Genomic DNA, 21,963 nt, shown 5'->3' on the forward strand with positions numbered 1-21,963 from the left:
ATTACCCCTCGTGAATCCACCTTCCAGCGTTTCAGAGCCTGCCAATGAGTTATCAGGTCTTAGCCCGAAAATGGCGACCGCAAACTTTTGCTGACGTCGTCGGCCAGGAGCATGTGCTGACCGCACTGGCGAACGGCTTAACATCAGGACGCATTCATCATGCGTATCTGTTCTCCGGCACCCGCGGCGTCGGAAAAACCTCTATTGCCCGTTTGCTGGCGAAGGGGCTTAACTGCGAAACCGGTATTACGGCGACACCGTGCGGTGTCTGCGATAACTGCCGTGAAATCGAGCAGGGCCGCTTTGTCGATCTGATTGAGATCGACGCCGCTTCGCGCACCAAAGTGGAAGATACCCGCGATCTGCTGGACAACGTCCAGTACGCGCCGGCGCGTGGCCGCTTCAAAGTCTATCTGATTGACGAAGTGCACATGCTCTCGCGTCACAGCTTCAACGCGTTGTTGAAAACCCTTGAAGAGCCGCCCGCCCACGTCAAATTCCTGCTGGCGACCACCGACCCGCAGAAACTGCCGGTGACGATCCTTTCCCGCTGCCTGCAGTTCCATCTTAAAGCACTGGATGTCGACCAGATCCGCACCCAGCTTGAGCATATTCTTGCTGACGAGAAGATCGACTCCGAGCCGCGCGCACTGCAACTGCTGGCGCGCGCCGCCGACGGCAGCCTGCGCGATGCCCTGAGCCTGACCGATCAGGCGATTGCCAGCGGCAACGGCCAGCTTTCCGCGGCGGTAGTCAGCGCAATGCTCGGCACGCTGAATGACGATCAGGCGCTCTCACTGGTGGAAGCGATAATCGCCGCTAACGGCGAGCGGGCTATGGCGCTGGTCCATGATGCCGCCTCGCGCGGCGGCGAGTGGGACGCGCTGCTGCTGGAGATGCAGAGCCTGCTGCACCGCATTGCCATGGTTCAGCTCACTCCGGCGGCATTGGGCAGCGATATGGCATCGGTGGAGCACCGTCTGCGCGAGCTCGCTCGCACCGTGCCGCCTGCCGATATTCAGCTCTACTACCAGACGCTGCTGATTGGCCGCAAAGAGTTACCCTTCGCGCCCGACAGAAGGATGGGCGTGGAGATGACCTTACTGCGCGCGCTGGCGTTCCACCCGCGCGCGCCGCTGCCTGCGCCAGAAGCGCAGCAGGCCTCGTTTACGCCCGTCGCGCCGACGGCGGTGATGTCACCGCAGCAGGTCGCCCCTGCACCGCAGGCGCAGCCCGCCCCCCAGCAAGATGTTCCGCTGCCGCCCGCCACCAGCCAGGTGCTGGCGGCGCGCAGACAGCTGCAGCAGGCGCAGGGAGCAGACAAAGCAAAAAAGAGTGAACCGGCAGCCGCAACCCGCGCGCGGCCGGTGAGTAACGCTGCGCTGGAGAGGCTCGCCTCTGTCACCGAGCGCGTACAGTCCCGTCCGGCGGCGGCAACGGCCGACAAAAAGCCGGTGAAAAAAGAGGCCTATCGCTGGAAAGCGACCACCGTCGTTGAGACGGTAAAAGAGGTCATCGCCACGCCAAAAGCGCTGAAAAAGGCGCTTGAGCACGAGAAAACGCCGGAATTGGCGAAGAAGCTCGCGGAAGAGGCGATCGAGCGCGATGCGTGGGCAAAAGAGGTGAGTCTGCTGAAATTGCCTAAACTGGTCGAGCAGGTGGCGCTGAATGCCTGGAAAGAGCAGGAGGGGGCACGCATCACTCTGCACCTTCGCAGCGCCCAGCGCCATCTCCATTCACCTGGCGCGGTAAAGACGCTCGGCGAGGCGCTCAGTGAGTTGCACGGTTCGACGGTTGAACTGACTATTATTGAAGATGATAATCCGGCGGTGCGTACGCCGCTGGAGTGGCGTCAGGCCATCTATGAAGAGAAGCTCGCGCAGGCGCGCGAGTCAATTATTGCGGATAGTAATATCCAGACCCTGCAGCGCTTTTTCGATGCGGATCTGGATGAAGAGAGTATCCGCCCCCTTTGACAGGAAGAGCGATACTTCCCGTTTTCAACCCTGAATGTGACTTATCACCCTGGTCAGTCACCACAGCTAAAGAGAGAAGCCTATGTTTGGAAAAGGCGGTCTGGGTAACCTGATGAAACAGGCCCAGCAGATGCAAGAAAAGATGCAGAAAGTGCAGGAAGAGATCGCGCAGCTGGAAGTGACCGGCGAATCAGGCGCGGGTCTGGTGAAAGTGACCATCAACGGCGCGCATAACTGCCGTCGCGTGGAGATCGATCCGAGCCTGCTCGAAGACGACAAAGAGATGCTGGAAGATCTGGTCGCCGCTGCATTCAACGATGCTGCACGCCGGATTGAAGAGACGCAGAAAGAGAAGATGGCCTCTGTCTCTTCCGGTATGTCCCTGCCGCCAGGCTTTAAGATGCCGTTCTGATGCAGACCAGTCCGCTGTTAACGCAGCTTATGGAAGCGTTGCGCGCGCTGCCGGGCGTCGGCCCGAAGTCGGCGCAGCGCATGGCATTTATGCTGCTGCAGCGGGATCGCAGCGGCGGCATGCGCCTCGCGCAGGCGCTTACCCGGGCGATGTCGGAGATTGGTCACTGCGCGGATTGCCGCACCTTTACCGAGCAGGAGGTGTGCAACATCTGCACCAACCCGCGACGTCAGGAGAACGGTCAAATCTGCGTAGTGGAAAGCCCGGCGGACATCTACGCCATTGAGCAGACCGGTCAGTTTTCTGGTCGCTACTTTGTGCTGATGGGGCATCTGTCGCCGCTGGACGGTATCGGGCCGGATGATATCGGGCTTGACCGACTGGAGCAGCGCCTCGAATCTGAAAAGATTCAGGAGGTGATCCTCGCCACCAACCCGACGGTGGAAGGGGAAGCGACCGCTAACTATATTGCCGAGCTGTGCGGGCAATATGGCGTGGAAGCCAGCCGTATCGCCCACGGCGTGCCGGTGGGCGGCGAGCTGGAGATGGTGGATGGCACTACGCTTTCCCACTCTCTGGCCGGGCGTCACAAGATTCGTTTTTAACCAGACGGGGGCAGAAATTTTTGCCTCCGCTTGAAATTCCCCACCGCTATCCCCACTTCTCCCTCAACGCTTTTTCCACCTTGTAAATGGCATTGTTGAGGTTTTCCCAATGAAAGGACAAGAAACACGTGGCTTCCAGTCAGAAGTAAAACAGCTTCTGCATTTGATGATCCACTCTCTTTATTCCAACAAAGAAATCTTCCTGCGTGAGCTTATCTCCAACGCCTCGGATGCGGCGGATAAACTGCGTTTCCGCGCGCTCTCCAAACCCGATCTCTATGAAGGCGACGGCGACCTGCGCGTGCGCGTCTCCTTCGACAAAGAGAAGCGTACCCTGACCATCGCCGATAACGGTATCGGTATGAACCGTGATGAAGTGATTGACCATCTGGGGACAATTGCCAAATCCGGTACCAAAGCCTTCCTCGAATCGATGGGCTCCGATCAGGCGAAAGATAGCCAGCTGATTGGCCAGTTTGGCGTTGGTTTCTACTCGGCGTTTATCGTCGCCGACAAAGTGACCGTGCGCACCCGCGCGGCGGGTGAAAGCGCCGAAAACGGGGTGTTCTGGGAGTCTGAAGGCGCGGGCGAATATACCGTAGCCGATATCACCAAGGCCGATCGCGGGACCGAGATCACCCTGCATCTGCGCGAAGGGGAGGATGATTTCCTCAACGACTGGCGCGTGCGCTCCATCATCAGCAAATACTCCGACCATATTGCGCTACCGGTTGAGATTGAAAAACAGGAAGAGAAAGACGGCGAAACCGTTGTCACCTGGGAGAAGATCAACAAGGCCCAGGCGCTGTGGACGCGTAACAAGTCTGAAATCAAAGATGACGAATACAACGAGTTCTACAAACATATCTCCCATGATTACAGCGATCCGCTGATCTGGAGCCATAACCGCGTCGAAGGGAAGCAGGAGTACACCAGCCTGCTCTATATCCCGTCGCAGGCACCGTGGGATATGTGGAACCGCGATCACAAGCACGGCCTGAAACTCTATGTTCAGCGCGTGTTTATCATGGACGAAGCCGAGCAGTTTATGCCGAACTACCTGCGTTTCGTACGCGGGCTGGTCGACTCCAACGATCTGCCGCTCAACGTCTCCCGTGAAATTCTGCAGGACAGCAGCGTCACCCGCAGCCTGCGTACCGCGCTGACCAAACGCGTGCTGCAGATGCTGGAAAAACTGGCGAAGGATGACGCGGAAAAATACCAGACCTTCTGGCAGCAGTTCGGCCTGGTGCTGAAAGAGGGGACCGGCGAAGACAGCGGCAACCTGGAAACCATCGCCAAACTGCTGCGTTTCGCCTCCACGCATAACGACTCCTCTGCACAGACCGTGTCGCTGGAAGAGTACGTCTCGCGCATGAAAGAGGGCCAGGAGAAGATCTACTTCATCACCGCCGACAGCTACGCCGCGGCGAAGAGCAGCCCTCACCTCGAGCTGCTGCGTAAGAAAGGCATCGAAGTGCTGCTGCTTTCCGACCGCATTGATGAGTGGATGATGAGCTACCTGACCGAGTTCGACGGTAAGCCGTTCCAGTCTGTAGCGAAAGCCGATGCCTCGCTGGATAAGCTGGCTGACGAAGTGGATGAGTCCACCAAAGAAGCGGAAAAAGCGCTGGAGCCGTTTGTTGAGCGCGTGAAAACCCTGCTCGGCGAGCGCGTGAAAGAGGTGCGTCTGACTCACCGTCTGACCGATACGCCGGCAGTTGTGGTCACCGATGCTGATGAGATGAGCACGCAGATGGCGAAGCTGTTTGCTGCGGCTGGCCAGAGCGCGCCGGAAGTGAAATACATCTTCGAACTGAACCCGGATCACGCGCTGGTGAAACGTGCGGCAGATACCCAGGACGAAGGGCAGTTTAACCAGTGGGTTGAGCTGCTGCTGGACCAGGCGCTGTTCGCCGAACGCGGTACGCTGGAAGATCCAAACCAGTTTATCCGCCGCATGAACCAGCTGCTGGTTTCGTAAGCAGCATCAGGGAGGCCACCGCGCCTCCCTTTTTTATTCCCGCTTTTCCTGCTTAAGAAAAAGGTAGCATTACCGTTTCAGCGTCCGCGCCTTTCTTGAGCCTGCCTCCTCTTGATGGTATCTTTTAGCGCTTTTGAAAAATTGAACCAACATTTGAGGGGATTTTCGCAATGCGTATTATTCTGCTGGGCGCTCCGGGCGCAGGTAAAGGAACTCAGGCGCAGTTCATCATGGAGAAATACGGTATTCCGCAAATCTCTACGGGTGACATGCTGCGTGCTGCAGTAAAATCTGGCAGCGAGCTGGGTAAACAGGCGAAAGATATCATGGACGCCGGCAAGCTGGTCACCGACGAGCTGGTTATTGCGCTGGTGAAAGAGCGTATCGCCCAGGAAGATTGCCGCAACGGCTTCCTGCTGGACGGTTTCCCGCGCACCATTCCGCAGGCGGATGCGATGAAAGAAGCCGGCATCAATGTCGATTTCGTACTGGAGTTCGCCGTACCGGACGAGCTGATTGTCGATCGCATCGTGGGTCGTCGCGTTCACGCTGCCTCTGGCCGCGTTTACCACATCAAATACAACCCGCCGAAAGAGGAAGGGAAAGATGATGTGACCGGCGAAGAGCTGACCACCCGTAAAGACGATCAGGAAGAGACCGTGCGTAAGCGCCTGGTCGAATACCATCAGCTGACGGCTCCGCTGATCGGTTACTATCAGAAAGAAGCGGAAGCGGGTAACACCCGGTACGTTAAAGTTGACGGCACCAAAGCGGTTAGCGACGTACGCGCTGAACTGGAAAAGATCCTCGGGTAATTTCCATTTCCCCCGGCTATGTGTCGGGGGAAACTATCAATCACAGCAATTGGTTCCGTTTACCCGCTTTTCGGCTACAATAATCAACCAGTTAAATGGTTAAGAGGCGCGAATGAGTCAGGCAAAAACGGGCATTTTGTTGGCCAATCTCGGCACCCCCGATGCACCCACCCCCCAGGCCGTCAAACGGTATCTGCGGCAGTTCTTAAGCGACAGACGCGTGGTCGATGCGCCCCGCTTGCTGTGGTGGCCGCTATTACGCGGCGTGATCCTGCCTATTCGTTCTCCCCGCGTGGCGAAGCTCTATAAATCCGTCTGGATGGAAGAGGGTTCACCCTTAATGGTCTACAGTCGCAGGCAGGAAAAAGCCTTAGCCGCTCGCTTGCCGGATGTGCCTGTGGCGCTCGGCATGAGCTACGGCTCGCCGTCGCTGGAGAGCGCGGTTGAAGCGCTGATGGCGCAGGGCGTTGAACATATCGTTGTGCTTACGCTCTATCCACAATACTCCTGCTCGACGGTCGCTGCTGTCTGGGATGAGCTGGCGCGTATTCTCGGCAAAAAACGCTTTATTCCGGGCATCTCCTTTATTCGCGACTACGCCGATAACGCAGACTACATCGCGGCGTTAGCTAACCGCGTGCGTGCCTCCTTTGCGCAGCATGGTGAGCCGGATCTGCTCCTGCTCTCCTATCACGGCATACCTCAGCGCTTCGCCTCGCAGGGAGATGACTACCCGCAGCGCTGCCGCGACACCACGCGTGAGCTGGTTTCCGCTCTCGATCTACCGCCGGAGAAGGTGATGATGACCTTCCAGTCGCGCTTCGGCCGCGAACCATGGCTGACGCCCTACACCGATGAGACGCTGAAAATGCTCGGTGAGAAGGGCGTGAAGCACATTCAGGTGATGTCACCGGGCTTTGCCGCCGACTGCCTGGAGACGCTGGAGGAGATCGCCGTGCAGAACCGCGAATTCTTCCTCGAAGCCGGGGGCGAAAAGTATGAATACATTCCTGCGCTGAATGATTTACCGGAGCATATTGAGATGATGGTCAACTTAACGGCCAAATATCGCTGATCGCTGCGCGGGCCGAGTGTGATACCATGCACGGCCCGAATGTATTGCACGTAGCACAAAGATGAAATTTCCCGGTAAACGTAAGTCCAAACACTATTTCCCCGTCAACGCCCGCGACCCCTTACTGCAGCAAATTCAGCCTGAGAGCGAAACCGGCACCAGCTGGGTGGTCGGTATCGACCAGACGCTGGTGGATATCGAAGCGAAAGTGGATGATGCGTTTATCGCACGTTTCGGCCTCAGTGCGGGCCATTCGCTGGTGATCGCCGATGATGTCGCCGAAGCGCTCTATCAGGAGCTGGTGAGCAATAACCTGATTACCCACCAGTTTGCCGGCGGTACCATTGGCAACACGCTGCATAACTACTCGGTGCTGGCCGATGACCGCTCGGTTTTGCTGGGCGTGATGTGCGATAACGTGCAGATCGGCAGTTACGCCTACCGTTATCTCTGCAATACCTCCAGCCGAACCGATCTCAACTACCTGCAGGGCGTTGAAGGTGCAATTGGCCGCTGCTTTACGCTGGTCAGCGACAGCGGTGAGCGCACTTTCGCCATCAGCCCCGGTCATATGAACCAGCTGCGCCCGGAAAGTATTCCCGAAGAGGTGATTGCCGGGGCCTCCGCGCTGGTGCTCTCCTCCTATTTAGTGCGCTGTCAACCCGGCGAACCGATGCCGCAGGCGACCATGCAGGCGGTGGCCTATGCCAAAAAGCACAACGTGCCGGTGGTGCTGACGCTGGGGACCAAATACGTTATCGCTGACAATGTGCCGTGGTGGCGCGACTTCCTCAAAGAGAACGTCTCGATCCTGGCGATGAATGAAGAGGAGGGGCACGCTCTGACCGGTGAGAGCGATCCGCTGATGGCGGCGGATAAAGCGCTGGACTGGGTCGATCTGGTGCTCTGCACCGCCGGGCCGGTCGGCTTATATATGGCGGGCTTTACCGAAGATGAGGCGAAGCGCAAAACCCAGCACCCGCTGCTGCCGGGGGCGATTGCCGAATTTAACCAGTATGAGTTTAGCCGTGCGATCCGCCATAAGGATTGCGAGCATCCGCTGCGCATCTACTCCCATATCGCGCCTTATATGGGCGGGCCGGAGAAGATCATGAATACCAACGGCGCAGGCGATGGCGCGCTGGCAGCGCTGCTGCATGACATTACCGCCAATAACTATCACCGCAACAATGTGCCGAACTCCAGTAAGCATAACTTCAGTTGGTTGACCTACTCGTCGCTGGCGCAGGTGTGTAAATACGCCAACCGCGTGAGTTACCAGGTGCTGAACCAGCACTCCCCGCGCTTAACCCGCGGCCTGCCGGAGCGGGAAGATAGCCTCGAAGAGGCGTACTGGGAGCGTTAAGGAAGAGGCCAGTAACGAAGCCGCGTAATTGTGCCCATGTTGCTGAAACGGCGTAGGCCGGATAAGCGCCAGCGCCATCCGGCAACAGAAGTTGCATGTTGTATTGGTGGAAGGGTTCCGTTCACCATGCGCTGTGGAGTTTCATTGACCTCTTATGCGGTGAACGGGACAAGGGAAGCGGCCGCGCTCCCCTTGTCAATCCCCGCGGCCCCGCGAGGAAATCGGTGCTACGCACTGCGCTCACCTCACGCGTGCCTGACTGCGGCCGGCTCGACTCGACTTACTCGTTCCATTCTGGAACGAGTCCCTGTCTCGGTTCGCCTCTGTCCGCCATCCATGGCGTCCAGACCTTGTCATTCCCGCTTCGGTTCGCCGATTTCAGCGGGGACACAACCCCCCGCTGTCATATCGCAGATAAAAACAAAGCCGGTGTCGATGAAAGCGCGTTTCTGTAGGCCGGATAAGGCGAAGCCGCCATCCGGCAATGATGCCGCGGTAATAATGCCGGATGGCGCGCTGCACGCTCATCCGGCCTACGCGGTTTCAGCGGCTTCATTTCCCGCTGGCGTACTCGCCAAAATATTCAACATCGTATTGGCGATCTCGCGCTCGCCCATCACCACCTGGTTTGCACCGCGCTCGCTGATGTACTCCACCTCATCGTCATAATGGGCACGGGCGATAATCTCAATATTCGGGCACTTCTCGCGCGCGGTGGCGACAATCTCACCCGCTTCGTAGCCATTCGGGATAGTTAACAGCAGCCAGCGGGCGCAATCCAGATGCGCCAGATTCATAATCTCTTCATTCGCCGCGTTGCCCAGCACCGCGCGGACACCGCGCTCGCGCAGCTCATCCACCCGCGTGCGTGAGGTTTCAATCACTACCAATGGAATGCCCTGAGCAATCAGTTTCTCGCCGAGCAGGCTGCCGACGCGGCCAAAGCCGACCAGCAGCGCATGGTTGCAGATATCGACCGGGATCTGCTTCTCATCTTCCGTCGCCTCTTCCAGCGTCTGCTCTTCCAGCGTCTCGGTCTTGTCGAGATACTTCTCCAGAACCGTAAACAGGATCGGGTTGAGCATAATCGACAGGATCGCCCCGGCGAGCACCAGGTTTTGCCCCTCTTGCGGCAGCAGATCCAGCGCCATCCCCAGCCCGGCAAGAATAAAGGCGAACTCTCCAATCTGCGCGAGGCTGGCGGCGATGGTTAATGCGGTGCGCGGCGAGTGCCCGAACATGCGCACCAACAGGAAAGCCGCCGCCGATTTACCAAAGACAATAATTGCCAGCGTTGCCAGCACCGCCAGTGGCTGATCGAGCAGGATCATCGGATCGAAGAGCATGCCGACGGAGACGAAGAAGAGCACCGCGAAGGCGTCGCGCAGCGGCAGCGTATCGTGCGCCGCGCGGTGGCTCAGCTCCGACTCATTAAGCACCATGCCAGCAAAGAAGGCACCAAGAGCGAAGGAGACATCAAACAGCTCAACCGCGCCGAAAGCGATACCGAGCGCCAGCGCCAGCACCGAAAGGGTAAACAGCTCGCGGGAGCCGGTCGCGGCGCTGCGCGCCATGATCCATGGCACCAGGCGGCGACCAACCAGCATCATAATGGCGATAAAGGCCACCACTTTACCGATGGTGATACCCATATCCACCGCCAGCGAGGCGAGGCCGACGTTACCTTTTTCCACCATGCCAGCCACCGCGGGCAGTAGTACCAGCGTTAAGACCATCACCAGGTCTTCAACGATCAGCCAGCCGATGGCAATCTGCCCGCGCTGGCTATCCACCAGCTGCCGCTCCTCAAGGGCGCGCAGCAGCACCACGGTACTGGCGGTTGAAAGACAAAGACCAAAGACGATGCCGGTCATCAGTGACCAGCCAAGCCCGGCAGAGAGCGCCATACCCAGCAGCGTCGCCACGGCTATCTGTGCGATCGCGCCGGGAATGGCGATGGCCTTTACCGCCATTAAATCCTTCAGGGAGAAGTGCAGGCCGACGCCGAACATCAGCAGGATCACGCCAAGCTCCGCCAGTTCAGGTGCCAGTTTGGTGTCCGCCACAAAACCTGGCGTAAATGGCCCTGATAACACGCCCGCTAATAAGTAACCCACCAGAGGGGAAATGCGCAGTTTGTTGGCAATCATGCCGAGGATAAAAGCGAGCACAAGCCCGCCGACAATGGTGGTAATAAGCGGTGTGGCGTGATGCATTCCGTCTCCTTTCGTTGATGCGTGGATCCCACGGTCGTCGACCGATAGCTGAGTTACAGTTTATGACAATTTTGCCCGCCGCGTTTGTTAATAATTGTTGAATTATGAAGAAAACAGCAATTTGGATGAAAAAAATCGCCAACCGGCTCTGCCATAACATAACTAAGGGCGCTGACGCAGTTTTAAAGGATAAGCGATACTGAAAATCAGGGCTTTCATTGGCTAGAAAGGCGCGGAAGAGAGCATAATGGTGAGTGAATATGGTCATCATCCTGCGCAAGCAGGTGGAAGTCTCCCTTTGGCCTACTCATTTCCTACAACCGCGCATCGCTGCGCTTGTTGCGATCTTGCACCCACAATAATGAGTTTGTACTCCTTTATTGCAGAGTAAGGGGCGAGGTGGGAAATAAAAAAGACGCGTAACAAAACCTGCATGGCAGAGTGACCAGAACTTATTTGTCTATTATTGACGAGCGCTGTATTTTCTCCTTTCACCAATGGGGTCAGGGAGAGAAGCATGAGCGTGTTAAAGAAGAGCATTACGGTGAGCCTGCTGGCGGCGCTGGGCGCATTAAGCCTGCCGGCGCAGGCTTACGAGCAGGATAAAACCTATAACATCACCATCCTGCACACGAACGACCACCACGGTCACTTCTGGCGCAGCGAGTATGGCGAATATGGCCTCTCGGCGCAGAAGACGCTGGTGGACGGCATTCGTAAAGAGGTGGCGGCGCAGGGCGGCAGCGTACTGCTGCTGTCAGGCGGCGACATCAATACCGGCGTACCGGAGTCCGATTTACAGGACGCCGAGCCCGATTTTCGCGGCATGAACCTTATTGGTTATGACGTAATGGCGGTCGGTAACCACGAGTTCGACAATCCGATGAGCGTCCTGCGCCAGCAGGAGAAGTGGGCGAAATTCCCCTTCCTCTCCGCCAATATCTACCAGAAGAGCACCAATCAGCGTCTCTTCAAGCCGTGGATGATCTTCAACCGCGAGGGGCTGAAAATTGCCGTTATCGGCCTGACCACCGACGACACTGCCAAAATCGGCAACCCGGAGTACTTCACCGATATCGAGTTCCGCAAACCGGCTACAGAAGCGAAGCTGGTGATCGATGAACTGAACCAGAATGAAAAACCGGATGTGATTATCGCCACTACCCATATGGGGCATTACGACAACGGCGAGCATGGCTCCAACGCGCCGGGCGATGTCGAAATGGCGCGCAGCCTGCCGAAAGGGGCGCTGGCACTGATTGTGGGTGGCCACTCACAGGATCCGGTCTGCATGGCCTCCGAGAATAAAAAACAGGTCGATTATGTGCCCGGCACGCCGTGCGCACCGGATCAGCAAAACGGCACCTGGATTGTGCAGGCCCATGAGTGGGGCAAATATGTCGGTCGCGCGGATTTCCAGTTCCGTAACGGCGAGATGAAACTGGTGCGCTACCAGCTCATTCCCGTCAACCTGAAGAAGAAGGTGACCTACGACAACGGCAAGAGCGAACGTGTGCTCTACACGCCGGAAATTGCCGAAAACGCGCAGATGCTCTCGCTGCTGACGCCGTTCCAGAACAAAGGTAAAGCGCAGCTGGGCGTGAAAATTGGCAGCACCACGGGCCGTCTTGAGGGGGATCGCAGCAAAGTGCGCTTTGTGCAGACCAACCTGGCGCGGGTTCTTCTTGCCGCACAGATGGCGCGCACCGGCGCGGATCTGGCGGTGATGAGCGGCGGCGGCGTGCGTGACAGCATCGAAGCGGGCGATATCACCTATAAAGACGTGCTGAAAGTGCAGCCGTTCGGCAATACCGTCGCCTACGTCAATCTTAGCGGTAAAGAGCTGCTTGATTACCTGACGGCAGTAGCGCAGATGAAGCCTGATTCCGGCGCCTACCCGCAGTTTGCCAATGTCAGTTTTGTGGCGAAGGGCGGCCAGTTGAGCGACGTGAAGATCAAAGGCGAACCGCTGGATGAGGCGAAGAGCTACCGTCTGGCAACCCTGAGCTTTAATGCCACCGGCGGCGATGGCTACCCGCGTCTGGATGATAAAGCCGGCTATGTGAATACCGGCTTTATCGACGCTGAAGTGCTGAAAGAGTTCATCCAGAACAACTCACCGCTGGATGTGAATGCTTACGAACCGAAAGGCGAAGTGAGCTGGCAGTAACGCCTTACTCGCGGCGGGCGATATCGGCAAATTGCGCACTAAGCAGTTTTGCCAGATCGCTCGCCGCCAGTTCAATATCCAGCCCGCGCTTGCCGCCAGAGATATAGATGGTGTCGAAGGTTTGCGCGGGCGCATCGATCAGCGTCGGCAGGCGTTTTTTCTGCCCGAGCGGGCTGATACCGCCCACCAGATAGCCCGTGGTGCGCTGCGCCACCATCGGGTCTGCCATATCGACCTTTTTCGCGCCCAGCGCTTTAGCCACCTTTTTCAAATCGAGCATCCCGGCCACCGGCGTTACCGCCACGGCCAGCTGCTTCATATCGCCATTGACCGCCACCAGCAACGTTTTATACACCCTGTCGGCATCCAGCCCCAGCTTGCGCACCACTTCATCGCCGAAGTTGGTCTCATTAGGATCGTGCTCATAGCTGTGGAGGTGAAAAGGGATGCGGTTTTTTTCCAGTAATTTTACGGCGGGCGTCATAATAATCCTTCTTATCAAGCGTTTTCACGCTGTAAGCATACGCCTGCAGCCGCCCGGGAAAATAGTAGCATCTTGCGCTAATGGGCCATTTTTTCTGCTAACAGCGCGGGAAGATTGCCGTCGCCATAGAGATGCAGCGCGCCCGCGGCCACCACATAGCGCCCCGGCGGCAGGCGGAACAGATAGTCGCACCATGCGCGGTTACGCTGATGCATCAGCACATCGTGCAGCGGCTGGCTAAAGGTTGAGGGGAGGCTCAGGTTTTCGTCGCGCGGCGGGCTCTCCAGCCACCAGCTCATCATCACCTGTAACAGGCGCGCATTCTCATGCCAGTGGGTAAGGGTGTCCTGCAACAGTTCGCTGCCGTCATCCGGCAGGTGGCGCAAAATATCGAGCTGGCTGGTGGTGCCCTCCAGCTCCATGATCGCCACGTTAAAACGCTGCGCGGCCTGAAGCAGCTGGTAGTCGATGCCGTAGTCGGATCGTAGGCCGAGCCGCTGCGCCTGCGTCGCTTGTAGCACCAGCGCAATGTGCCAGGCCGGGCGCGTCTCAAACGGCGCACGGCTTAATGACAGGCTCTCCAGCGTGCTCTCCAGCGCGTCGATCAGCGCCGGGCTGAGGCGAGTGTCGAGCGGGTCGGCGTCAGGAAGGTTAGCAAACGGCGAATCGGAACCGGCGATATCCGCTTCGACAATCAGCGCATCGGCCTCGCGCACTTTTTGCAGCAGCGCGGCGGGCAGAGGTGCCATGCCGTGGGTGCCCATATGAATGCTGCCGACCAGGTGAAGATGCCGATCACCGGGCAACTCAACGTCTAATGCAGGCCAGGGGTAGCGGCGCTGACGAAGCGCGAGAAGAAAAGCTTTCAATCGTTGAAACAGGCTCATACGCGCTTCCTGAGAGTAAAAAGGCATGCTAACGCGCGAAGCGGGAGGGTGTAAACCCCGCCGCAGGTAGCGGCGGGGCGGGGCTTAGTCGCGCGGGGTAAAGCGCAGCAGACGGTTGGCGTTACTCACCACGGTAATCGAGGAGAGCGCCATCGCCGCGCCGGCGACCACCGGGTTGAGCAGCGTGCCGGTCAGCGGCCAGAGAATACCGGCGGCAATCGGGATGCCAAGGGAGTTATAGATAAACGCCCCGAGCAGGTTCTGCTTCATATTACGCAGCGTGGCGTTAGCAATCGCCAGCGCATCGGCCACGCCGAGCAGGCTATGGCGCATCAGCGTGATCGCCGCGGTCTCAATCGCCACGTCGCTGCCACCGCCCATCGCAATGCCGACATCGGCCTGCGCCAGCGCCGGAGCATCGTTGATGCCATCACCAATCATCGCCACCTGGCGGCCCTGCTGCTGAAGTTGTTTGATCGCTTCGGCTTTGCCATCCGGCAATACACCGGCAATCACCTCATCAATGCCCGCCTCTTTGGCAACGGCATTTGCCGTGGTCGGGTTATCGCCCGTCAGCATCACCAACCGGTAACCGGCGCGGTGCAAGCGTTGCAGCGCCTGCACGCTGTCGTCACGTAGCGGATCGCGAATGGCGAACAGCGCTCGCGCTTTGCCCTCAACCGCCAGCAGCACCGGCGTCGCGCCACGGCTGGCCTGGGCGGCAATCTCCTCATCCAGCGCGCGCGTATCGATCTGCTGCTCCGCCAGCAGCGCCTGATTGCCGAGCAGCATGCGCTGCCCATCAATCTCGCCGCTGACGCCCAGCCCGCGCAGGGTGCGGAACTGCTTCACTTCCGGCAGCGCATCAGTTGCGGCTTTTTCCAGAATCGCGTGCGCCAGCGGGTGGCTGGAGCCCTGCTCAAGCGCCGCCGCCAGACGCAGGGCGCTCGTTTTATCCCCCTCCAGCGCGGTGATGCTCACCACTTCCGGTTTGCCGCGCGTCAGGGTGCCGGTTTTATCAAACACCAGCGTATCGAGGGTGCTGGCGCGTTGTAATGCATCGGCATCGCGCACCAGCACGCCAAACTCCGCCGCACGCCCGACGCCAGAGATAATCGACATTGGTGTCGCCAGCCCGAGGGCGCAGGGACAGGCGATAATCAGCACGGTTGTCGCAATCACCAGCGTATAGACAATCTGCGGTGCCGGGCCGAAGAGGTACCAGATGGCGCCGCTGAACAGGGCGATAGCAACGACCACCGGGACAAATATCGCTGAAATACGGTCAGCGAGCTGGCCGATCTCCGGTTTGCTGCTCTGCGCCTGGCGCACCATGCGGATAATGCGCGACAGCGTAGTGTGGCTGCCAACGGCGCTGGCGGTAAACAGGACACTGCCATCCTGCACCACTGTGCCGGCGTGAATCGTCTCGCCCGCGCCTTTCTGCTGTGGCACCGGCTCGCCGGTCAGCATCGCTTCATCAAACCACCCTTCGCCTTCGCGGATCTCACCATCCACCGGTACGCGATCGCCGGTGGTCAGGCGCAGCGTCATGCCCGGCTGCACCTCAGCCAGCGGAACGCTTTTTTCGCCCTCAGGGGTAACGACCCGCGCCGTTGGCGGGGTTAAATCGAGCAGCCGCTCCAGCGCTTTTGATGAGCGCTGGCGGGCGCGCGCTTCCAGCATATGGCCGAGGTTAATCAGGCCGATAATCATCGCACTGGCTTCGTAATAGAGGTGACGGGCTTCCATCGGAAACCACTGCGGCCAGATATTGACGCTCATCGAGTAGAGCCAGGCCGCACCGGTACCAAGGGCAACCAGCGTATCCATCGTCGCGGTGCCGTTACGCAGGCTTTTCCACGCGCTAGTGTAGAAGTGCCCCCCGGCAAACACCATCACCGCCAGCGTGAGCACGCCGATGCCAAGCCACAGTGAGCGGTTGGCCTCGGTGACCATCATATTGTCGCCGATCATCCCCCAGAGCATGATCGGCACGCCGACCAGCAGGGCGACAATCGCCTGCCAGCGAAAGCGCTTCAGGGTGGCGAGCGCCGTCTCCTGCTGGCGTTCGCGCCGTTTAATATCATCTTCAATCGCTTCCGCGCCGTAGCCTGCCTGCTCGACAGCGCTAACTAATTGTGCGGCGGGCGCGCTGCCCATCACCAGCGCAGTGCGCTCCGCCAGGTTTACCCGTGCCTGCGTGACGCCCGGAACCGCCTGTAAGGCTTTCTGTACCCGGGAGACACAGCTGGCGCAGCTCATGCCGTTGATCAACAGCTGCTGGCTGTCATCAAGCGCGTCTGCTGCCGGAAGCTCTGGAGTGGCCGCTGTCAGTGCTTCCGACGGGAGTGATGACTCTGCCAGCGGTTTAGCCTTTGGGTGGCTGACGCTCGCGCCGTACCCGGCCTCTTCAATTGTCGCAATCAGCGATTCGGCGCTAGCGCTGCCCGTCACCTGGGCATGCTCGATGGTGACATCGGCCGCCTCAACATCGGGGCGTTTTTCCAGGCTCTCTTTTACACGTTTAACGCAATGGCCGCAGGAGAGGCCATCCAGGTTTAGCTCTATGGTTTGAGACATAAGCATTCTCCTCAGGGATGAGTCGTTTGATAACACGTAACAAGCTTAAACCTTCCCGCGAGGGGAAGGTCAAGGCTACGTTGGTACAAAATAGCGGGGCAGGCGCAATCCGGCCGCCAGAAATAACAAACCCCGCATTGAGCGGGGTCTGACATCATTTGGCGGTTAAGACTCAGCCATATTTACGGGCGAATTCCTGGTCGGAATTGCACAGGTAAATAATAAATTCGATAAAGGAGATGATTGCCGGAATACAGGTCCAGAAGAACAGCAGATAAAGAATGCCCTGTCCCGGTTTACCTAAATAGAATTTGTGTGCCCCGAAGCCGCCAAGGAAGAAGGCGAACAGCGCAGCGGAGATGCGGCTCTTCTTGCCAGCAGTGCTCTGCGGCGCGCCGCAGCTCGGACATGCAACTGCTTCTTTATGTATCTCCTTTCCGCAACCGCGGCAAAAAGCCATATCACTCATAAACAACTCCTGTGTGTCGAACTTTTATCATTATTTGAAAATCCCGCGCTATGGTATAGCGAAGCGGCGGATCGACAAATAAAAATATTTACAACAGACATATATTTGTTTTGCATGATTTCAGGGATTAATATTATTTTCCGGCCTCATAACAGGCGTCGCACTATTTGCCGCCCTCTGAGACTGCGTAAATGATGGGGAAGATCATGAATATCAGCGATGTGGCAAAAAAGACCGGTTTAACCAGTAAAGCGATCCGCTTTTATGAGCAAAAGGGGCTGGTAACGCCGCCTTTGCGCGGGGAAAACGGCTATCGCAGCTACAACCAGCAACATCTTAATGAGCTGACGCTGCTGCGCCAGGCGCGCCAGGTGGGGTTTAACCTCGAAGAGTGCGGTGAGCTGGTGAATCTGTTTAACGATCCCGCTCGCCACAGCGCCGATGTGAAAGCCCGCACGCTACAGAAAGTGGCCGAGATTGAACGCCATATCAGCGAGCTCCAGGCGATGCGCACTCAGTTGTTGACACTGGCGGAGGCCTGCCCAGGTGACGAAGGGGCTGACTGCCCGATTATCGACAACCTTTCGGGCTGCTGTCATCACCGCGTGAAGGGTTAAGCAGAAAGGTCACCGTGCCGCGATACCAGCGCGAGTCTGCAAGCTTCTCAATCGCGCGCTCATCGCAAATCCCGCCCGGCACGACGCCCAATTTAAACGGAACGCGCAGGCCAGCGAGTGCTGGCAGGTAATCGCTAAAGTTTGCCACCGTGCGCCGTCCCTGATAGCTCTGCACGACCAGTTCATCCACCGGCAAGGCATTCAGCGTGGCAACGCTACCGGTTTTCGCCCAGTCCAGCAGCCCGGTTACCCCCAGCGCATAGTGCGCGGGCAGCGTGTGCCGCAGCCGTTGCAGAAAGCGGGCGTACTCATCGAGCCGCCAGGTGGCGGCATCGAAATCGATCTGCAGGCCAATGACCTCATTTCCCGCCGCCTGCCAGCGCGCTAACAGGCGGTTAAGGCGCAGCAACAGCGTATCCGGTACATCAAGGGTGGCAAAGCGCACCGTTAACCAGATGCGCGGAAAGGCGAGCCGGTTAACGGGCAGCCCTTTGCGTTCAAATACGGCTTTGCCACTGTGGATCACCACCTCGCCCTGATGGAGATAGACCACATCGGCCTGGCGCAGCGCCTCGCCGGGGCGTACGCCGGACCAGAGCCAGAACGCCCGATCCTCTGCCTTCGCAAGACTTAACGGAGAGAGCAGGGCTGCAAGGACGATTACCAGTAGTATTTGAGTTCGTTGGCCCATACGCTTCCAGGGTAACGGCTCTTAAGTTGCTGGAACCAGGCTTTGCGCACCGATTTCTCTACGTCATCGCCGCCGCAATCGTTATAACCCGACGGGGCATAACACATCACTGCGCGGTAGAGGGCATAGCTCTTATCTTCCGGCTCCGCTTTCGGGTTGTTAATTACCTGTTGATAGGCGGCCAGCCGCTGCGGCACGCCGGGCAGCGCTTTCATTGCCGTCGCATTGTCGAGGGCATCATTGCCGCCGCGTTCGCCTCCCAGCGAAACGCTCGCCTGGGTAGTGCGGAAGAATTCGCCGAGGCAGTTCAGCGCATGTCCATCCGTTGGCGTTTTGCTAAGGGCGGTGACGGTCTTCTCCAGCGCCGCACAGGTATAGCGGCTTGTCTCATCGCTGCCTTGCCAGTTAAAGATTTTCAGATCGACATCCGCAAACGCCTCGTCGGTGACCGGCGGCGTAACGGCGGCGATCAGCTTTTTATCCTGCAACCAGTCGGCGTAGTTTCCGGCGGTCAAATCGCGCATCAGCAAGGTGTGCAGGGCGATGGTGCGCTCTTCGCTATTCGGCCCGTTTTCAGCCTGCGCCAATAGCAGCGGGCGCGAGGCTTTGGTTTTCAGCACCAGCGAGCGAAAACGCAGGTTCGTCACCCGGCTTTTGGCGGCGAAGATCTCATCAACCTTATCACTTGCCACCAGCGTGGCCGCCAGTTTGGCCTGTAGCAACTGCTGCTGTTCGGCGTCACGGCTTAAATCGAGCAGGCGCAGCCAGTGGCTTTGCGCCTCGGGCCAGGTTTTCTGCGCCATCAGCGCATCGCCATACAACACCTGTTCACTAAAGGCGAGAATGTCATGCTCCGCCAGCGTTTTTGCCGGAGTGATACCGCTGACCACCGTGGCGTAGTCCTGCGAACTGTAAGCCAGTTGCAGATTAAGGTAGTTCCAGAGCGCGCCGCGCTGGTTGTTGTCGAATTCCGCTTTATGGCTCTCAAGCCAGGCCTTATCGATACAGGGCGTGTTTTCACGGCAGGGCGATTCGCGCATCCAGCGCAGGGCGGCAATAAAGGTCATCAGCGAGGCATTTGGCGCGCTGACAAACGCATCGCCTCCCCAGCTAACATCCTTACTCAGCAGCTTGTTATCGCTCTCATTGATTAACGTCACCAGCGCATCGCCGCTGGCGGCGGCAGAGAGCGCTTTTTCATAGCGCGCCGCGAGGCTGTCCCACTGCTGAAGATACCAGTCAATGCGGCGCAGCATCCCCTGCGTCGAGGCGGCGTAACGCCCCTGCGGCCACTGCTTGAGGTAACCCTCCGCTGCGCTTCGCGCCTGCTCAGCGTGGGGTTTATCAATTTTCGCGACATCAAAGTCGCCATACTCGCCATTGGCGTTTTCGCTGCTGGCGTTAAGGGCATTACGCATCAGCATGTAACTTGCCGTTTCGGCAAGCCATGGCTGCGTGCTCTTTGTCAGCGAAGTAAAAAGCGGTTCGGCGGCGGCATAATCACCGGCATAGAAGCTGTTGGTGGCCTGAAGATAGGTGCGAAAACCCGCTGCGCTTGAATTTTCCGGGAAAGCGAGGGCGTTTATCGCCTCTTCGGTTTGCGAAGATTCACTGGCGGCGATGCGTGCGGTTGCCAGCGCCTGGCGCTGCGGCGCGGTCAGGGAGTTATCCTCAAGCAGGGCAGCGAAGAAGGCCGAGAGCGACTCGTTATTTTGTGAAACAAAGCGGGTTTCACCATCGTTGCCCGCGTCATCAACCGCCGGAGCGGTTTGCGCGTCGCCGCCTTCGGCAATCAGGCGCAGCAGGGCGGGCGGCAGTGTGTTGTCGCTCGCGATGCCCAGCGCGTTCATCTGCTGGCGCAGGGTGGCGGCAAGCGTTGAGGCTTCTGTCGCGGCGGTAGGCGGCACGTCATCATGATGCACACCGAAGAAAACGTCGCGGCTACGGGTAATATCCGTTGGCATTGGCTGGCGCAGCGGATAGAGACCTTTTCTATCGCCCAACAGGCGCAGCAGGTTGTCGCGGGTATCCGCGTGGATAGCGATCACAGGCGGCGTGGCGAGGTAGCAGCCGGGGCTGCCCCACGTGCAATCATCAATATCGGAAGAGGCCAGCGCGGATGCGCTGGCGCCAAGCGCGAGCAGGATGCCCAGCGCGAGCTGTTTTTGCGGGCCCATAGCCGGGATCCTTGCGTTAAGTTAGTCGCTTACGGGGGTGATACGCAGCGTAATACCTTCAATGGCGATGACCTCGACGCGCGTACCGGCGGCGAGATCGCCATCGGCACAGACCGGCCATGAGCTGTCGCCCACGCGCATATGCCCGCGGCCGTTGACCAGCGCGTTCTCCAGCGTGAAACGGCGGCCGAGCAGCTGTTGCCCGCGCAGGTTGAGCGAGGCGTCGGCGGGGTTTTGCTGTTTCACCCGTTTTGACAACCACAGCCACCATAGCCAGGCGGCCAGCAGCGTCAGCAGGGCAAACAGCACCCCCTGCCACTCCCAGCTAAACGGGATGACCCACGCCAGCAAACCGGTAGCGACGGCGGCAATGCCGCTCCACAACAGATACCCATTGCCGCCGAGCATTTCGGCGGCGAGCAGCAACCCACCCAGCGTCAGCCAGGCGAGGTAGGTATGTTCAATCAGCAGTTCGGCGATCATTTTTTACGCTCGTTGGCGCTATCTTTCACCAGCTCAGCAATACCGCCGATGGCACCCAACAGGCTGCTGGCGTCCAGCGGCATCATCACCACTTTGCTGTTATTGGCGGAACCAATCTGCTGCAGCGCTTCGGTATATTTCTGCGCCACGAAGTAGTTCACCGCCTGGATATCGCCGGAGGCGATCGCTTCAGAGACCATCTGCGTGGCGCGGGCTTCCGCTTCCGCCGAACGCTCGCGCGCTTCCGCCTGCAGGAAGGCAGATTGACGTTCCCCTTCAGCTTTCAGGATCTGCGACTGCTTCTCGCCTTCGGCTTTCAGGATCTCAGCCTGACGCACTCCTTCAGCTTCCAGAATATAGGCACGTTTAGTACGTTCCGCTTTCATCTGCGCGTTCATTGAGGAGACCAGCTCCGCTGGCGGGCGCACATCGCGGATCTCAATACGCGTTACCTTGATGCCCCACGGGTTGGTGGCTTCATCGACAATGTGCAGCAGGCGGGTGTTGATGCTGTCGCGCTGCGAGAGCATCTCGTCCAGCTCCATTGAGCCGAGCACGGTACGGATATTGGTCATGGTCAGGTTGACGATCGCCAGCTCCAGATTGCTCACCTCATAGGCGGCGCGCGGCGCATCGATAACCTGAATAAAGCAGACGGCGTCAATGGTAACGTTGGCGTTATCTTTGGAGATGATCTCCTGGGAAGGGATGTCGAGTACCTGCTCCATCATATTGATCTTACGACCAATGCGATCCATAAACGGCACGACAAGGCTAAGACCCGGTTGCAGTGTGCGGGTAAAACGACCAAAGCGTTCCACGGTCCACTGGAAGCCCTGGGGGACAATTTTTATACCGGAAAAGACAACAACCAGCGCGACGACGATAAGAACGATAATGACGATTGGCATCAAAAAAACCTCCTGTTTAATTTGATGCCATCTTAGCCCGAA

18 protein-coding genes and 1 other annotated feature are annotated in these 21,963 nt (G+C 58.4%); of the genes, 9 read left to right on the forward strand and 9 right to left on the reverse strand.

Features of this window, described 5'->3' with window-relative positions; genetic code table 11:
- Positions 1 to 44 precede the first annotated feature (44 nt).
- The 7 genes from dnaX to HF650_RS06005 all read left to right on the forward strand — a co-directional run bounded on the left by dnaX (position 45) and on the right by HF650_RS06005 (position 8,233).
- Positions 45 to 1,976 (forward strand): DNA polymerase III subunit gamma/tau, encoded by a 1,932-nt coding sequence (dnaX, locus tag HF650_RS05975; protein WP_187801588.1) that lies wholly within the window; start codon positions 45 to 47, stop codon positions 1,974 to 1,976.
- Positions 1,309 to 1,373 (forward strand) — a sequence feature (DnaX frameshifting element). (Overlaps the previous gene by 65 nt.)
- Before the next feature lie 82 nt (positions 1,977 to 2,058).
- Positions 2,059 to 2,388 carry a YbaB/EbfC family nucleoid-associated protein gene (locus HF650_RS05980; RefSeq protein WP_023478246.1) on the forward strand — a complete coding sequence of 110 codons (330 nt, stop codon included), beginning with the start codon at positions 2,059 to 2,061 and terminating at the stop codon, positions 2,386 to 2,388.
- The gene (gene recR, locus HF650_RS05985) at positions 2,388 to 2,993 is read left to right on the forward strand and encodes a recombination mediator RecR (protein ID WP_187801589.1); all 606 of its coding nucleotides are present in this window, start codon (positions 2,388 to 2,390) and stop codon (positions 2,991 to 2,993) included. Before HF650_RS05980 ends, recR begins: the two co-directional genes overlap by 1 nt.
- Positions 2,994 to 3,102: 109 nt before the next feature.
- Positions 3,103 to 4,977 (forward strand): molecular chaperone HtpG, encoded by a 1,875-nt coding sequence (gene htpG, locus HF650_RS05990; protein WP_094419554.1) that lies wholly within the window; start codon positions 3,103 to 3,105, stop codon positions 4,975 to 4,977.
- Positions 4,978 to 5,147: 170 nt separating this feature from the next.
- On the forward strand, positions 5,148 to 5,792 hold the full coding sequence (gene adk, locus HF650_RS05995; RefSeq protein ID WP_187801590.1) for an adenylate kinase: 645 nt from the start codon (positions 5,148 to 5,150) through the stop codon (positions 5,790 to 5,792).
- A 112-nt stretch (positions 5,793 to 5,904) separates the two neighbouring features.
- On the forward strand, positions 5,905 to 6,867 hold the full coding sequence (gene hemH / locus HF650_RS06000; protein WP_187801591.1) for a ferrochelatase: 963 nt from the start codon (positions 5,905 to 5,907) through the stop codon (positions 6,865 to 6,867).
- 61 nt (positions 6,868 to 6,928) lie between these two features.
- Complete coding sequence (locus HF650_RS06005) at positions 6,929 to 8,233, forward strand: inosine/guanosine kinase (protein ID WP_187801592.1); 1,305 nt, start codon at positions 6,929 to 6,931, stop codon at positions 8,231 to 8,233.
- 533 nt (positions 8,234 to 8,766) lie between these two features.
- On the opposite strand, the gene ybaL is transcribed toward HF650_RS06005, so the two are convergent.
- Positions 8,767 to 10,449, reverse strand: a complete 1,683-nt coding sequence (ybaL, locus tag HF650_RS06010) for a YbaL family putative K(+) efflux transporter (RefSeq protein WP_187801593.1) — start codon at positions 10,447 to 10,449, stop codon at positions 8,767 to 8,769.
- Positions 10,450 to 10,966: 517 nt separating this feature from the next.
- On the opposite strand from ybaL, the gene ushA reads away from it, so the two are divergent.
- A complete protein-coding gene (gene ushA / locus HF650_RS06015; RefSeq protein ID WP_187801594.1) occupies positions 10,967 to 12,619 on the forward strand; it encodes a bifunctional UDP-sugar hydrolase/5'-nucleotidase UshA in 1,653 nt (550 codons plus the stop codon).
- Between the two features lie 4 nt (positions 12,620 to 12,623).
- Here ushA and ybaK read toward each other — a convergent pair whose 3' ends face one another.
- The 4 genes from ybaK to HF650_RS06035 form a co-directional block, all read right to left on the reverse strand.
- On the reverse strand, positions 12,624 to 13,103 hold the full coding sequence (gene ybaK, locus HF650_RS06020; RefSeq protein ID WP_187801595.1) for a Cys-tRNA(Pro)/Cys-tRNA(Cys) deacylase YbaK: 480 nt from the start codon (positions 13,101 to 13,103) through the stop codon (positions 12,624 to 12,626).
- Positions 13,104 to 13,180: 77 nt separating this feature from the next.
- Entirely contained in the window at positions 13,181 to 13,990 is an 810-nt protein-coding gene (locus HF650_RS06025) for a TraB/GumN family protein (protein ID WP_187801596.1), read from the reverse strand.
- A gap of 84 nt (positions 13,991 to 14,074) precedes the next feature.
- Positions 14,075 to 16,573 carry a copper-exporting P-type ATPase CopA gene (gene copA / locus HF650_RS06030; RefSeq protein ID WP_187801597.1) on the reverse strand — a complete coding sequence of 833 codons (2,499 nt, stop codon included), beginning with the start codon at positions 16,571 to 16,573 and terminating at the stop codon, positions 14,075 to 14,077.
- Between the two features lie 172 nt (positions 16,574 to 16,745).
- On the reverse strand, positions 16,746 to 17,042 hold the full coding sequence (locus HF650_RS06035) for a TM2 domain-containing protein (RefSeq protein ID WP_187801598.1): 297 nt from the start codon (positions 17,040 to 17,042) through the stop codon (positions 16,746 to 16,748).
- 206 nt (positions 17,043 to 17,248) lie between these two features.
- Between HF650_RS06035 and cueR the strand changes: the two genes are divergently transcribed.
- Positions 17,249 to 17,659 (forward strand): Cu(I)-responsive transcriptional regulator, encoded by a 411-nt coding sequence (cueR, locus tag HF650_RS06040; RefSeq protein WP_187801599.1) that lies wholly within the window; start codon positions 17,249 to 17,251, stop codon positions 17,657 to 17,659.
- Here the strand turns inward: cueR and HF650_RS06045 are convergent.
- The 4 genes from HF650_RS06045 to HF650_RS06060 are packed head-to-tail and all read right to left on the reverse strand — an operon-like array spanning position 17,613 to position 21,921.
- On the reverse strand, positions 17,613 to 18,350 hold the full coding sequence (locus tag HF650_RS06045; RefSeq protein WP_187801600.1) for a DUF3142 domain-containing protein: 738 nt from the start codon (positions 18,348 to 18,350) through the stop codon (positions 17,613 to 17,615). The two genes, cueR and HF650_RS06045, sit on opposite strands and share 47 nt — an antisense overlap.
- Positions 18,320 to 20,527 carry a hypothetical protein gene (locus HF650_RS06050; protein ID WP_187801601.1) on the reverse strand — a complete coding sequence of 736 codons (2,208 nt, stop codon included), beginning with the start codon at positions 20,525 to 20,527 and terminating at the stop codon, positions 18,320 to 18,322. The genes HF650_RS06045 and HF650_RS06050 overlap by 31 nt, the downstream gene beginning before the upstream one ends.
- A gap of 21 nt (positions 20,528 to 20,548) precedes the next feature.
- Complete coding sequence (locus HF650_RS06055) at positions 20,549 to 21,010, reverse strand: NfeD family protein (protein WP_187801602.1); 462 nt, start codon at positions 21,008 to 21,010, stop codon at positions 20,549 to 20,551.
- A complete protein-coding gene (locus HF650_RS06060; RefSeq protein ID WP_187801603.1) occupies positions 21,007 to 21,921 on the reverse strand; it encodes an SPFH domain-containing protein in 915 nt (304 codons plus the stop codon). The genes HF650_RS06055 and HF650_RS06060 overlap by 4 nt, the downstream gene beginning before the upstream one ends.
- Positions 21,922 to 21,963: the final 42 nt, after the last annotated feature.

This window comes from Kosakonia sp. SMBL-WEM22, from assembly GCF_014490785.1.
In the GTDB taxonomy this organism is placed as follows: Bacteria; Pseudomonadota; Gammaproteobacteria; order Enterobacterales; family Enterobacteriaceae; genus Kosakonia.